At 70.0% G+C, this 12,960-nt stretch carries 13 protein-coding genes; 2 read left to right on the plus strand and 11 right to left on the minus strand.

The window, feature by feature from the left end:
* Position 1: 1 nt before the first annotated feature.
* From ABFX55_RS10850 to ABFX55_RS10865, 4 genes are read right to left on the minus strand one after another with little or no spacing between them, the layout of a single operon-like run.
* Positions 2-868 carry a carbohydrate ABC transporter permease gene (locus tag ABFX55_RS10850; protein ID WP_346120073.1) on the minus strand — a complete coding sequence of 289 codons (867 nt, stop codon included), beginning with the start codon at positions 866-868 and terminating at the stop codon, positions 2-4.
* Positions 865-1,806, minus strand: coding sequence for a carbohydrate ABC transporter permease (locus tag ABFX55_RS10855; RefSeq protein ID WP_346120075.1), 942 nt, complete (start codon positions 1,804-1,806; stop codon positions 865-867). Before ABFX55_RS10855 ends, ABFX55_RS10850 begins: the two co-directional genes overlap by 4 nt.
* 4 nt (positions 1,807-1,810) lie before the next feature.
* Complete coding sequence (locus ABFX55_RS10860) at positions 1,811-3,085, minus strand: ABC transporter substrate-binding protein (RefSeq protein WP_346120077.1); 1,275 nt, start codon at positions 3,083-3,085, stop codon at positions 1,811-1,813.
* Between the two features lie 20 nt (positions 3,086-3,105).
* Positions 3,106-4,347: a Gfo/Idh/MocA family protein gene (locus ABFX55_RS10865; RefSeq protein ID WP_346120078.1), complete on the minus strand. Its 1,242-nt coding sequence runs from the start codon at positions 4,345-4,347 to the stop codon at positions 3,106-3,108.
* 76 nt (positions 4,348-4,423) lie between these two features.
* Here ABFX55_RS10865 and ABFX55_RS10870 point away from each other — a divergent pair, with 76 nt between their 5' ends.
* Entirely contained in the window at positions 4,424-5,590 is a 1,167-nt protein-coding gene (locus ABFX55_RS10870; RefSeq protein WP_346120080.1) for an ROK family transcriptional regulator, read from the plus strand.
* Here the strand turns inward: ABFX55_RS10870 and ABFX55_RS10875 are convergent.
* From ABFX55_RS10875 to ABFX55_RS10905, 7 genes are all read right to left on the minus strand, one after another.
* Entirely contained in the window at positions 5,571-6,350 is a 780-nt protein-coding gene (locus ABFX55_RS10875; protein ID WP_346120082.1) for an ABC transporter ATP-binding protein, read from the minus strand. The genes ABFX55_RS10870 and ABFX55_RS10875 overlap by 20 nt on opposite strands.
* The gene (locus tag ABFX55_RS10880) at positions 6,347-7,144 is read right to left on the minus strand and encodes an ATP-binding cassette domain-containing protein (protein WP_346120084.1); all 798 of its coding nucleotides are present in this window, start codon (positions 7,142-7,144) and stop codon (positions 6,347-6,349) included. Before ABFX55_RS10880 ends, ABFX55_RS10875 begins: the two co-directional genes overlap by 4 nt.
* The gene (locus tag ABFX55_RS10885; RefSeq protein ID WP_346120086.1) at positions 7,141-7,959 is read right to left on the minus strand and encodes an ABC transporter permease; all 819 of its coding nucleotides are present in this window, start codon (positions 7,957-7,959) and stop codon (positions 7,141-7,143) included. Before ABFX55_RS10885 ends, ABFX55_RS10880 begins: the two co-directional genes overlap by 4 nt.
* On the minus strand, positions 7,956-8,921 hold the full coding sequence (locus ABFX55_RS10890) for an ABC transporter permease (protein ID WP_346120088.1): 966 nt from the start codon (positions 8,919-8,921) through the stop codon (positions 7,956-7,958). Before ABFX55_RS10890 ends, ABFX55_RS10885 begins: the two co-directional genes overlap by 4 nt.
* Complete coding sequence (locus tag ABFX55_RS10895) at positions 8,921-10,432, minus strand: ABC transporter substrate-binding protein (protein ID WP_346120090.1); 1,512 nt, start codon at positions 10,430-10,432, stop codon at positions 8,921-8,923. The genes ABFX55_RS10890 and ABFX55_RS10895 overlap by 1 nt, the downstream gene beginning before the upstream one ends.
* Before the next feature lie 255 nt (positions 10,433-10,687).
* Positions 10,688-11,230 (minus strand): YdeI/OmpD-associated family protein, encoded by a 543-nt coding sequence (locus ABFX55_RS10900; protein ID WP_346120092.1) that lies wholly within the window; start codon positions 11,228-11,230, stop codon positions 10,688-10,690.
* A complete protein-coding gene (locus ABFX55_RS10905; RefSeq protein WP_346120093.1) occupies positions 11,227-11,634 on the minus strand; it encodes a VOC family protein in 408 nt (135 codons plus the stop codon). Before ABFX55_RS10905 ends, ABFX55_RS10900 begins: the two co-directional genes overlap by 4 nt.
* A gap of 79 nt (positions 11,635-11,713) precedes the next feature.
* On the opposite strand from ABFX55_RS10905, the gene ABFX55_RS10910 reads away from it, so the two are divergent.
* Complete coding sequence (locus tag ABFX55_RS10910; protein WP_346120095.1) at positions 11,714-12,646, plus strand: helix-turn-helix transcriptional regulator; 933 nt, start codon at positions 11,714-11,716, stop codon at positions 12,644-12,646.
* Positions 12,647-12,960: the final 314 nt, after the last annotated feature.

Raw genomic sequence — 12,960 nt, forward strand, 5'->3', positions numbered from 1 at the left:
TTCATTTGCCGATTCCGGCGGTCATGCCCTCGACGATGCGGCGGCCCAGCCACAGATAGAGGGCGATCATGGGGTAGACCAGGATCACGATCCCGGCGAACAGGCCGCCCCAGTCGGAGCTGTACTGCATGGAGCTGTAGAGGTTGAGCAGGGCGGCGGGCAGTGTGCGCTCCTCGGGCAGCGGCGTGATCAGCAGCACCAGCAGCGTCTCGTTCCAGAGCCCGATGACGTTGAGCACCAGTACGGTCACCACGCCGGGCCTGGCCACCGGCAGCACGATCCTGATGAAGGCGCGCAGCGGGCCCGCGCCGTCGATCTCGGCCGCCTCCTCGATCTCGTGCGGCAGCGAGCGCATGTAGCCGGTCAGCACGAACACCGCGAACGGCAGTGACAGCGCCACCTGGAATATCAGCAGCGTGATGCGGTTGTCCCACCAGCCGGTGACCCAGTCCTCCATGAAGGTGTAGGCCGAGAGCTTGATCACCACGATGGGGATCACGATCGTCTGGATCGGGATGCTCAGGCCCATCGCGAAATAGCTGGTCAGCGGCCCGGCCGCGCGCCGGTTGGAGCGGGCGAGCACATAAGCCGCCGGCGCCGCGAGCGCCACGATGAGCAGCGAGCCGACCAGGGTGAGGACCGCGCTGTTCAGCGCGGCGGCGGAGAACTCCGCCGCCCTCCACGCCGAGGCGTAGTTGCCCCACTGAGGGACGGCGGGCAGCGAGAACGGCGACAGCCAGATCTCGCCCGACTCCTTGAGCGACTGGAGACCCACCCAGGCAACCAGCGCGAGGTTGAAGACGACCCACGCCCACAACATGATCGCGGTGACCCGGGGCAGCAGGATGTCGCCGAACAGACGCCTCATGACAGCTCCACTCGGTCGCGGCGGGTGATGCGGCGGGTCAGCACGATGAGGACTGCCGTGACGATCAGCACGACGACGCCCATCGCCGCGGCATGGCCCAGGTCGGGAACGCCCGAGGAGACCGCGTAGTACTGCTGCACCGCAACCGTCCGCGCCTGGACCGGTGGACTGCCGGGCGTGCCCCCGGTGGTGAACGCCAGGACGATCTCGAAGATCTTCAGGCTGTTCACCACCCAGAGCACCGCGGAAACGGCGAAGACGTCCCAGGTCAGCGGCAGCGTGATGTGCCGGAACTGCTCCCATCTGGTCGCCCCGACCAGTTGGGCGTCCTCGTAGATGTGCGCGGGGATGGAGTCGGCCGCCGACATCATCAACGCCACGTAGAAGCCGGTGCTGGACCAGACCAGCCCGCCGATGACGCACCTGAAGACCAGGTCGGGGCCGAGCCAGGGCTGCGGGTCCAGGCCGAGCCAGCCGAGGATCGAGTTGACCGCGCCGTCGGGGTTCAGCAGGAAGCCGATGGCCGCGCCCACGGCGATCATCGAGATGATCATCGGAAGGAACACCACGGACCGGATGAACGCCCGTCCCCTGATGTGCCTGAGCACCACCATCGACAGAAACGTGAAGCCGAAGACCAGCATGCCGCCCACGAACGCCAGCACGAACGTGTTGACGAACGACGTGTGGAACGCGTCGTTACGCAGCAGCGCCAGGTAGTTGTCCAGGCCCCGCCACGTCATCTCCGATCCTGGCCCTGCCCACTTGTTGAGGCTGACCCAGAACCCGAACAGCGACGGCCCGACGAACAGCGCGGTGTAGGCGATGAGCGCCGGGAGCAGGAAGGGCCAGAAGGCCCGCTCGCGCGCCGGTCGCAGCGCCCTGCTCCCGGCGGCCGCGGTCAAGGTCGGTGCCTGGGTGAGGGTTCCCGCTCCCATCGGCTCAGTTCTTGTTCGCGAGGTAGGCGGCGGTCGCGGCTTTGCCGTCCTTGACGAACGCGGCGGCGTCGACCTTGCCGGAGATGAGCCGGTCGTGCAGAGGCAGGAACGTGTCGTTCCACCACGCCTTGTCGGCGGCCGCGTCGTCGTAGGTCCTGTGCGTGGCCGCGGCCTCGGCGACCGCCTTCTGCACCGCCATCAGGTGCTCGGGCGCGGGCACGTCGGCACGCGAGGGGATGTTCAGCGCGGCGGAGGAGATCTGCTCGATGTACTTCTTGCGCAGGGCGAAGGCCAGGAACTTCTTGGCCGTCTCGATGTTGTCGCCCTTGGCGTTGACGCCCCAGCCGAGCGTGCCGACCTCGACGGAGTTCTTGCCTCCCACCGGCAGCTGGAAGGCGGAGATCTTGGCTCCCGTGGCCAGTTTGGGCTTGGTCTCGCTGGCCAGCCACGTGCCGTTGATGTTCAGGTCGTACTTCCCCTGAGCCCAGGCGTCCTGCGCGGCGGGGAACTTGGTGGCCATGAAGTCCTTCTGGAAGTAGCCGCCCTTGGCGAGCTGCTCGACCTTCTCGGCCGCCTCCAGCACCTCGGGCCGGTCCCAGGCGGCGGCGTCGGTGGCCAGTGCCCGAAGGCTGCCGGCGCCGTTGGCCCTGACCAGGGCGGTGTAGAACCAGTAGACGTTGTAGAAATTGATGGTGCCGTCCTGACCGATCGGGGTGCGGCCCGCCTTCTTCGCCCGGTCGAGGTAGGCGATGAAGTCCTCCCAGCTCTGCGGCGGGGCGCCGGCGAGGTCGGAGTGCTTGGCGGCGTCGAACCAGACGGCGGTGGAGATCACCGTGTGCGGGATGAACGCCAGGCCCTTGTCGTCGGAGGAGGCCTGCCGTACCGACTCGGGAAGAACGTCGCGCACCGGCTTGCCCTCGCCGGGCACCTGGGCCCGCAGCACGTCGTCGAGCGGGGCTACCAGGTTCTGCGCGGAGAACGTGGCGATGTTGTCGGTGGAGGTGTCGAACAGGTCCGGGCCCCGGCCCGAGGCCATCTCGGTGGACAGGCTCTCGTTGCCCTTGCGGCCGACGAACTTCAGGTCGACCTTGGCTCCGGTCTCCTTGGCGAAGTCGTCGAAGAGAGACTTGATGATCTTTCCCTGGGGCTCGTCGGCGCCCCAGGAGGAGCGGTAGACCAGCGATTCCTGGGCCTTCGCCCCCGCGGGGAGCTCGCTGTTCTTCTTGCCGCAGGCGGACACTCCGAGCGCCAGGGCGCCGACCGCCAGGACTGCCGTCAACTTTCGCATGATGGGGCCTTTCAGAGGGGGATGACCGTGCCGGAGTGCCTGGCGCGTTCGGCCGCCCAGACCACACGGTGCGTTGCGAGACTTTCTGCTCCGCTGCTCAGGACGAGCGTGGGGTCATCGCGCGCGACGGCCTCGACGAAGGCGTCCATCAGGGCCTCGTCCCCGCCGCCGTGCCCGGTGGCGGCCGAGGCGTCCGCCCCGGACCGGGTGTCGATCACCGAGATCTCGTCAGTGAGGAAGTCGTGCACGCGCAGCAGGATCCCGTCGCCCTCGATGGAGCCGTGCGTGCCGAACACGCGTGTCTTGCGGTGCTCCAGGGCGGCGAAGGCGGTGACCGTGCAGGTGGCCGAGGTGCCGTCGGGGAACTCCATGGTCACCACCTGCGTGTCGACCACGTCGTTGTCGCACGCGTAGACGCACCTGCCGTACGGGCCGTCGCGCAGCGCCTCGAGCACGCCGGCCTCGGTATGGTCGGTCGTGACCGCCGACAGCGGCCAGAACTCCTTGGCGGGGTCGCCGAGGCAGTCCAGGTAGACGCGCCTGGCGGAGTAGGGGCAGGTGCGCTCGATCGGGCAGTCGAGACACCGGTCGGCCGCTCCGGCCGGACGGCTCTCCGGGCGGAAGTGCACGAGGTTGCCGAAGGAGGAGACCCGCTCCGGCAGCGCGCCCTTGAGGTGCACGATCCAGTCGAGATCATGGCAGGCCTTCGCGAGTAGCATCGGTGCCGACGTGGCCTCGCTGCGCCAGTTCCCGCGGACGAAGGAGTGCGCCTGGTGCCACCACCCCACCTGCTCCAGATGCTGGATGTTCATGACCTGACCGATGCGGCCCTTGTCGATCAGCGCCTTCAGCGTCCGCGTGTAGGGGGTGTAGCGCATCACGTGACAGACGGCCAGCAGCACGCCGTGCCGCTGCGCGGCCTCGGCGATCGCCGCCGCCTCCTCCTGGGTGGGGGCCATCGGTTTCTCGAGCAGGATGTGATAGCCCAGCTCGGCAGCTCGCACGGCGGGCTCCAGGTGCATGCGGTCCTGCGTGGCCACGATCACCGCGTCGGCCAGCCGAGCCCCTGCGAGCAGCTCACGCCAGTCGGCGAAGACGTTCTCCGCCGGGACGCCGTGCTCGACCGCCAGGCTCTCCCGCCGGTACGGATCGGGCTCTGCCACCGCCACCACGCGCGCCTGTCCGCTCGCCAGGGCGCGCCGGGCGTAGCCGAGCCCGCGCAGTCCCGCCCCTATGACGGCGAGTGTGACCATCTGCGTCCTTCCCACTTGCGACTTACTAATGAAGACTGTTTTTATTAGTCCCATCAGGATGGTGTCAAGGGGGCACATGGTGAAGATGCGTGGCGGCGACACCTCACGGTTGCGCCGGATCAACCTCGCCGCGACCCTGCGCGCGCTGCGGGGTCAAGGTCCTGTCGCCCTCACTGAGCTGGCAAGACGGGCCGAGCTCTCCCGCCCCACGGTGGAGAGTCTGGTCGAGGAGTTGCTGTCCGCCGGGTGGCTGACGGAGCTGCCGCCCGAGAGCGGGCAGATGGGCCGGCCGGCCCGGCTGGTCGCCTTCCACGCGACAGCCGCCCACGTGCTGGCCGTCGACGTCGGCTCCTACATCATCCGAGCCACGGTGGCCGACCTCGAAGGCGCCCTCGCAGGCGCGCACGCCGAACGGGTCAATCCTGCCTGCGGCCGCGAGGAGCGGCTCGCCGCGATCCGCGCCGCCGCCCGCAGCGCGCTGAAGGCGGCGAACGTCTCCGCCCGCCAGGTGGCCGCCGTCTGCGTGGGCACCACAGGGGTGGTGACCGCCGAAGGCGTGGTGAAGCTCTCGGTCGGTCTGCCCGACTGGACGGGCGTGGATCTGGCAGGCGCGATCCGCGGCGAGTTCGACTGCCCGGTGCTGGTGGAGAACGACTGCAACCTGGCCGCGCTGGCGGAGGGATGGACCGGCCACGCGCAAGGCGTCGATGACGTGGTGTTCGTGCTGTCGGGAGTGCGGACAGGAGCGGGCATGCTCATCGGCGGCCGGCTCCATCGAGGAGGACGCGGGGCGGCAGGCGAGATAGGCGCGCTCCCCTTGGTGGGCTGGCATCGAGCGCCCTCTCACCTGACCGCCTACGAGGGCCTGCCACCGGGCACGCAGCCCGAGGAGGCTGCCGCGTTCGTCTTCGCCCGAGCCCGTACCGGCGACCTCGCCGCCCAGCACTCTGTCGACCAGTACGCCCACGACCTGGCCGAAGGCATCGCCGCCGTCGTCCTGACCGTGGACCCCGACCTGGTCGTGATCGGCGGCGGCGTCTCGCGCTCGGGCGACGTGCTCCTCGAACCCCTGCGCCGTCACCTCGATCCGTTGTGCCTGGAGCCCCCCGCCCTGGCCATCTCCTCACTCGGCGACCAGGCGGTCGTGCAGGGCGCGGTACGGCACGCGCTCAATCACGTGGACGCGGGCCTGTACGACATCGACAGGCCGCTGCCCCAGGCGGTCAAGGGAGATCCCCGATAGTCCCTCCTCCTGTGCGGCTGAGGCGGGGGACGCTGTCGATGAGTTGCCGGGTGTACGGGTGGGTGGGCGAGCCGAGCACCGCCGCGGTCGCCCCCTGCTCCACGATCCGGCCGCGTTCGATCACCGCGGTCTCCTGGCACAGGGCGGCGACCACGGTGAGGTCGTGCGAGACCATCACCACGGTCAGCTGCCTGCTGCGCCCCAGCTCGGCCAGCAGCTCCACCACGCGCACCCTGGTGGAGACGTCGAGAGCGCTGACCGGCTCGTCGGCCAGCAGCACCCGGGGCTCGCACACGATGGCCCTGGCGATCGCGATCCGCTGACGCTGCCCGCCGGAGAACTCGTGCGGATAGCGGCGCGCGGAGTCCGCGGGCAGCCCCACCGCCCGCAGCGCCTCCGCCACCCTGTCGCCGAGCTCGTCGCGCGAGCCGACGCGCAGCGACCGGAGCGGCTCCGAGACGATCCTGCCCACCCGCTGCCGTGGGTCCAGCGAGGAGTAGGGATCCTGGAAGACCGGCTGGACGTTGCGCCTGAACTCCCTGTCGCGCGTCGACGCCAGCGCGCGGCCGTCGAAGAGGATCTGGCCCGTGGTGGGTCTGGCCAGGCCGAGCAGCAGGCGCAGCAGCGTCGTCTTGCCCGCGCCCGACTCGCCGACCAGCGCCATGCTGCGTCCGGCCGACACCGCGACCGAGACGTCGCAGAGCACGGGAGCGGCGCCCCGGTAGGCGAATCCGACCTCGCGGGCCTCCAGGACGCTCATGGCGCCATCCGATCCAGCTCGGCCTCGAGCGCCCACGCGCTCTCCACCAGCGAGCGGGTGTAGGCGTGCCGCGGCTCGTGCACGATGTCGCGCACCCTTCCCGACTCGACCGCGGCGCCGTCCTTCAGCACCACGATCCGATCGGTGACGCCCGCCACCACGGCGAGGTCGTGACTGATGAACATCAGCGTCATCCCCTTGTCCGCGACCAAACCGTCGAGCAGCGCCAGGACCTCGGCCTGCACGGTGACGTCCAGCGCGGTGGTCGGCTCGTCGGCGATCAGCAGCTTGGGGTCGCAGGCCAGCGCCATCGCGATCGCCACCCGCTGCCGCTGGCCGCCGGAGATCTCGTGCGGGTAGGCCCTGGCCACGCGCTCGGGGTCGCCGAGCCGTACCTCTCGAAGGGACTGGAGAACGGCGGCGCGCAGGGCGACGCCGCGCAGGCCGCGCCTGCGCCTGAGCGGCTCGGCCAGCAGGCGGCCCACCCGCGTCAGCGGGTCGAGCGCGGTGAGCGGCTCCTGGAAGACCACGGTCGCGGCCCTGCCGCGCACCGCGTCGAGCCTGCGGTCCTGCGTGCCGATGATCTCCGTCCCGTCCAGTACGGCGCTGCCCGAGGCGGTCATTCCCGCGGGCAGCAGGCCCATGACGGCCAGCGCGGTCAGCGACTTGCCCGAGCCGGACTCGCCGATCAGGCCGAGTCGTTCGCCAGGGCCGATGGTGAAGGAGATGCCTTTGACCAGCTCGCGGCCGTCCGCCTGCCGCACGGAGAGGTCTTTGACGTCCAGCAGGCTCATCGGGTCCTCCTGCGGGTCGGGTCGGCCAGGTCCCTGAAGCCGTCGGCGACCAGGTTGACGCCCACGACGAGCACCACGAGCAGTACGCCCGGCGCGATGGCGCCGACGGGCGCGGTGAGCACGGTGGCCTGGGCCTCCTGCAGCAGCCGTCCCCATGAGGCGTTCGGCGGCGGCGGGCCGAGGCCCAGGTAGGACAGCGACGCCTCCGCCAGGACGGCCAGTCCGAGCTGAAGGGCGAGGTTGACCAGGACCGTCGGCCAGATGTTGGGCATGACGTGCTCGGTCACGACGCGCGGCCACGAGGTGCCCGACGTGCGCGCGGCCGTGATGTAGTCCTGGGCGAGCACTCTTTTGACCAGCACCCTGGTCAGGCGGGCGACCACGGCCGACATCGCCAGGCCGATAGCCAGGATCGCCGAACCCAGGGACGCCTCCCGCACGGCCACCACCAGCATGGCCAGCAGCAGCGTGGGGAAGGCGATGAGGATGTCGAGGAAGGCCGAGATCGCGTCGTCCAGCCACCTGGTCGCGAATCCGGCGATCAGCCCGGCCGTCACGCCCAGTACCCCGCCGACCAGCACGGAACCGACACCGACCGTCAGCGCGATCCGTGCGCCGACCATGAGCTGGGTGAGCAGGTCGCGCCCGAGCTTGTCCGTGCCGAGCAGGTGGTCGCCGCCCGGTGGGGCCAGCCGTCCTCCCGAGGTGTCGGAGGGCTCGAACGGCAGCCAGACCAGCGACACGACCGCGACCGCGAGGACGGCGCCGACCAGCGCGCACCCGATGAGGAAGGTCGGTGAGAGCCTGGACCTCACGGCCTGCCCCCTGCCACGTGCGCGCGCAGCCGCGGATCGACCAGCCGCTGGGCGATGTCGGCCGCGAACCCGATCACCAGCACCGCGAACGTGCTCACCACCAGAATGCCCTGGATGACCGGGTAGTCGTGCTCGGCGATGCCCTTGACCAGCATCCCGCCGAGGCCCGGCAGCGCGAACACGCTCTCGACCACCACCGCTCCGAGGAAGGTCGTGGCCAGCTCGATGCCGAGGATCGCGATGACGGGCACGGCCGCGTTCCGCAGGCCGTGCCGCCACATCGCGCCGACGAACGAGGAGCCGAGCGCCCGAGCGGTCCGCAGGTAGTCGCTGCCCAGCACGTCGAGCGTGGCCGATCGCACGTAGCGGATGAGGGAGGCCGACATCACCAGCGCGATGGTGACGATCGGCAGGGCCAGTGAGGTCAGCGCGTCGGCGGGGTAGGCCCAGTCGTCACGGGGGAATCCGCCGGCCGGCAGCACCCGCAGCTGCAGGGCGAACACGGTCACCAGCAGCATGCCGATCCAGAACACCGGCACCGCGATGCCGAGCTGCGCGATGCCGTTCAGCAGCGGCCCGTACCACCGGTCGGCCCGGTAGGCGGCCAGGAACCCGACCGGCACCGCGACCACCACCGCCAGCAGGAACGACAGCAGCGTGAGCGGCACGGTGACGACCAGCCGGGAGGCGATCTCCTGGCCGACGGGCAGGCTGCTGACGAACGAGGCGCCGAGGTCGAACCTGACCAGCCCGCCGAGCCACGAGAGGTACTGCTCGGGCAGCGGCCGGTCGGAGCCGATCTGCCGCCGCGCCGCCGCGATCTGCTCGGGAGTGGCGCCCACCGACAGCAACGCGTTGGCGGGGTCGCCAGGCAGCAGGCGCAGGAGCAGGAACAGCAGCGTGGCCGCCAGGAACAGCGAGCCGATCAGGAACGCGGTACGGCGCAGCAGGTAGAGCGCCATCAGCCCTTCTTGATCCCGTACGCGTAGAACTGCGAGTTCAGGCCGTTGATCGGGTAGCCGGACAGCTTCGAGGAGGCCACGACGATCTGCGGATACAGGTAGAGCCAGTCGCTCGCCGCGTCCTCGGCGATCTGGCGGTTCACCTTCTTCAGGAGCTCGGTCTGCTGCTCGGTGGTGTCCGACTGCTCCGCCTCGGCCACCCACCGGGTGACCTGCGGGTTGTCGTAGCCCCAGTAGAAGCCGGGGTCGCCGTACCAGACGATGTCGCGGTCGTTGACGTGCTCCTGCAGTGTCGCGGCGAAGTCGTGGTTCTTGTACACCTTGGTGTACCACTCGTCGGCCGTGATGACGTTGATGTTGACCGTGACGCCGACCTTGGCCAGCTCGCTCTTGATGAACGTGGCGGCCGTCGGGTGCGGGTCGTAGTTGGGGGTGTCCAGGGTGAAGGTGAAGCCGCCTGCGTAGCCGGCCTCGGCGAGCTGCTTCTTGGCCAGGTTCACGTCGTAGGCGTTGACCTTGGTGAGGTCCTCGTACCACGGGTCGGTCGGCGGCGTCATGGAGCCGATCAGGCTGCCGCGCCCCGCCCAGATCGACTCCAGCAGCTTGGCGTCGTCGATGGCGGCGGAGACGGCCTTACGGACCAGCGGCTTGTCGAAGGGCGCCTTCCTGTCGTTGAAGGCCAGCAGCAGCTTGGTGGTGGAGTGCCCCTCGTTGACCTTGTAGTCCTTGTTGCCCTCGAACTGGGTCAGGGCGTCGGGGCTCTGCTGGTTGGTGATCACGTCGACGGCGTTGGTGAGCAACGCGTTGTTGAGCGCGGTCGCGTCGGTGAAGTAGTGGAACACCACGCCGTTGTTGGCGGGCGGCGTGCCCCAGTAGCCGGCGAACCTGTTCAGGCTCAGGGTCGAGCCGCGCTTCCACGCGCCCAGCTTGTACGGCCCCGTGCCGTCCTCGGTGGTCGCCAGGTTCTTGGCCGCCGAGTTGACGATCCACACGTAGCTCAGGTTGTAGACCAGCGAGATCGACTTGCTCGACAGCTTGATCACGACCGTGCCCGCGTCGGGCGTCTCGATGCTCTTGATCGGCTTGAAGCTGCTCTTCCTGGCCGACTGGGATTCCTCCGCGGTCACCTTCTCCAGGCTGTGTTTCACATCCGCGGACGTCAGCGCCTTGCCGGAGTGGAAGGTGACGCCCTGGCGCAGCTTGAAGGTATAGGTGAGGCCGTCGTCGCTGACTTCGTGGCTCTGGGCGAGCAGGGGCTCTACCTTGCCGTCGTCGGTCAGCTTGAACAGGCCCTCGTAGACGTTGCCGTTGAACGCCTCGGTCACGCCCTGGCCGCCGCCGCCGGTGTTGTCGAGGTTCTGCGGCTCGTACAGCGAGCCGATCTCAATGATGGCGGCGGGGTCGGGCTTCGCGGCCGTCGGGGACTGGCCTCTCGAACCGGAGCCGCACGCGGTGAGTGCCAAGACGAGCGCGAGCGCGAGCGCGGCTCCGGCGAGCTTGCTGGTCAACATTTCTCCTGGTCCAGACGTTTCATGTTAAATCTGTAGGTTTAGCAGGATACAAGGCTCCGCAGGCCAGGCGGCTTCCGCCCCCACCCCCGATTCGAATCTACGTCGGGTGGCAGGGGCCGCCTCGGAGCACACGCCTGGTAGGTCCGCCGGTCCAGGAGAGGGAGCCGGCCTGCGCGAACCGCCGGCCGGGATGGTGCTCGGGCACGGTGGCGGCGCGCGGGGACGCCTGCCCGCGCGGGCGTCCCCTCGTCGCTCTCACCCGCCGGCCAGCTCCGAGATCGCCTTTCGCACGCGGGCCGCGCGCCCGGCCGGGGTCCTGGCCTTCAGCACCGGCAGGATCAGCAGGTATCGGCCGGTCTTGTCGAGCGCCTCGAAGCGGGCGGCGGCCCCAGGGTGGGCCACCAGCGCCTCGGACAGGTCGGGCGGCACGGTGGCGTTGCGCTGGGCGGTGTAGGCCGCCGCCCACCGGCCGTCGGTCTGGGCGGCCTCGACCTCCGCCAGGCCGGGCGGCCGCATCCGCCCGGCGGCGGTCAGCGCCTCCACCGTCTGCACGTTCACCCGCGACCACGGGCTGCCCTTGCGGCGGCGGGAGTAGCGCTGCAGGTAGAAGTGCTCGTCCAGGGCCTTGCGCTGGCTGTCGATCCAGCCGTAGCACAGCGCGACCTCCAGCGCCTGGGCGATCGTGACCGAGGTGAAGGCCGACCCCTTCTTGGCGATCTTGAGCCAGGCGCCGCCCTCGTCCCCGTGGTGCTCGGTCAGCCACGACTCCCAGTCGGCCGCGTCCGCGAAGTGCATCATCGGGCCAGGATCTCCAGGTAGTGCTGGTTGTACATGACGCCGAGCACGTTGCCGAACGGGTCGACGACGGAGGCGGTGACGAAGCCGGGGCCCTGCTCGGTGAGCGGCATGTACGGCGTGGCGCCCAGGGACAGCAGCCGGTCGAGCGTGCCCTGCACGTCGTCGACGTGCCAGTGGATGACCGCGCCTCCGGGGGAGTCCGCGGCGGTCGGCGGGGCGTATCGCCTGTCGATGATGCCGAGTTCGGACTGGTAGTCGCCGATCCTGAACTCGTAGTAGGCGGCCGGCAGCCCGTTGCCGGGGCGCTCGAAGTACGGCTCGACGCCCAGCAGCTCCGCGTACCACTTCCTGGCGGCCTCCATGTCGTCGGCCCAGATGTTGACGGTCGCCGGTCCTCGCAACATGTGTTGCTCCTTTCCTCTGTTCAAACCATAGGGGGCGTTGAGGAACGTGCGTTTCCTCAATGCCTGGCAGACTGAGGAAATGTTGGAAACCTCCGTCCGGCTCCTGCGCCTGCTTTCCCTGCTGCAGTCGCGTCCCGACTGGCCGGGCCGCGAACTGGCCGAACGACTCGACGTGACCACCAGGACCGTGCGCAACGACATCGAGCGGCTGCGCATCCTCGGCTACACCGTCGAGTCCACCACCGGTACGGCGGGCGGCTACCGGCTGGGCGCGGGCGCGGCCCTGCCCCCGCTGATCCTGGACGACGAGGAGGCGGTGGCCGTGGCCGTCAGCCTGCACGCGGCGGCCAGCGGCACGGTGACCGGCATCGAGGAGACCTCGCTGCGCGCCCTCACCAAGCTCCAGCAGATGCTTCCCTCACGGCTGCGGCGCCGCATCGACGCCCTGGGGGCGGCCACCGTGTCGGTCGCGGGCCGCGGTCCCACCGTCGACGCCGAGACCCTCACCGTCATCGCCGCCGCCATCCGCGATCACGAGCAGCTGCGCTTCGACTACGAGGGGCACGACGGTACGGCGAGCGCGCGCACGGCGGAGCCCCACCGCCTCGTCTACACCGGCCGCCGCTGGTACCTGCTGGCATGGGACACCGGCCGCGCCGACTGGCGGACCTTCCGCGCCGACCGCATCCGCCCCCGCACGCCCAACGGGCCCCGCTTCACGCCCCGCCGCCCACCGAGCGACGCCGCCACCCATGTCGTGCGCGGCGTCGCCTCGACGGCGTGGAGGTACCCGGCCCGCGTCCGCCTGCACGCCCCTCTCTCGCAGCTGTCGGAGCTCCTGCCGCCCACCGCCGGCCTCCTGCACGACGACGGGGTGCTGGAAACGGGCGGCGAGTCCCTGCACAACCTGGCCGCCTTCCTCGGCACCCTCGGTGTGCCGTTCACCGTCCTGGACCCGCCGGAGCTGCGCGACCTCCTGCACAGCCTGGCCACCCGTTACGCCAACGCCTGACGCCCGGCCGCTCGCCGGTCGCCGGGACTCGGCAAGATCCTCAAGCGCGCCCCATGGGGCCCGGGATCCGGGATCTTGGCGAAAAGGGTTCGTCTGCCCCGAGCTCGCAGGGTGACCCGGGTGAGGGGAGGGTTCGCGCAGGTCAAGGGCGCCGAAGGGAGCGTGGCGGCGGAGGCGCACGCCGACGGGCAGCAGTCCAGGGCGGGCAGATGGCGGAAAAACCGCGATTACTGGCAGTTCGGGCACTGTCGGATCGGCCCCGCCATGGTTTATTTTCTGGACTGACACGGGTTGAGGAGGAAGGACGCTCTGGT

Origin of the sequence: Nonomuraea roseola (genome assembly GCF_039535395.1) — a bacterium.
In the GTDB taxonomy this organism is placed as follows: Bacteria; Actinomycetota; Actinomycetes; order Streptosporangiales; family Streptosporangiaceae; genus Nonomuraea; species Nonomuraea roseola.

Excerpts from the sequence above, each read along its gene's own strand:
- ABFX55_RS10850 (WP_346120073.1), bottom strand. The coding sequence starts at position 868 with ATGAGGCGTCTGTTCGGCGACATCCTGCTGCCCCGGGTCACCGCGATC.
- ABFX55_RS10855 (WP_346120075.1), bottom strand. The coding sequence starts at position 1,806 with ATGGGAGCGGGAACCCTCACCCAGGCACCGACCTTGACCGCGGCCGCC.
- ABFX55_RS10865 (WP_346120078.1), bottom strand. The coding sequence starts at position 4,347 with ATGGTCACACTCGCCGTCATAGGGGCGGGACTGCGCGGGCTCGGCTAC.
- ABFX55_RS10870 (WP_346120080.1), top strand. The coding sequence starts at position 4,424 with ATGGTGAAGATGCGTGGCGGCGACACCTCACGGTTGCGCCGGATCAAC.
- ABFX55_RS10875 (WP_346120082.1), bottom strand. The coding sequence starts at position 6,350 with ATGAGCGTCCTGGAGGCCCGCGAGGTCGGATTCGCCTACCGGGGCGCC.
- ABFX55_RS10880 (WP_346120084.1), bottom strand. The coding sequence starts at position 7,144 with ATGAGCCTGCTGGACGTCAAAGACCTCTCCGTGCGGCAGGCGGACGGC.
- ABFX55_RS10890 (WP_346120088.1), bottom strand. The coding sequence starts at position 8,921 with ATGGCGCTCTACCTGCTGCGCCGTACCGCGTTCCTGATCGGCTCGCTG.
- ABFX55_RS10895 (WP_346120090.1), bottom strand. The coding sequence starts at position 10,432 with ATGTTGACCAGCAAGCTCGCCGGAGCCGCGCTCGCGCTCGCGCTCGTC.
- ABFX55_RS10900 (WP_346120092.1), bottom strand. The coding sequence starts at position 11,230 with ATGATGCACTTCGCGGACGCGGCCGACTGGGAGTCGTGGCTGACCGAG.
- ABFX55_RS10905 (WP_346120093.1), bottom strand. The coding sequence starts at position 11,634 with ATGTTGCGAGGACCGGCGACCGTCAACATCTGGGCCGACGACATGGAG.
- ABFX55_RS10910 (WP_346120095.1), top strand. The coding sequence starts at position 11,714 with ATGTTGGAAACCTCCGTCCGGCTCCTGCGCCTGCTTTCCCTGCTGCAG.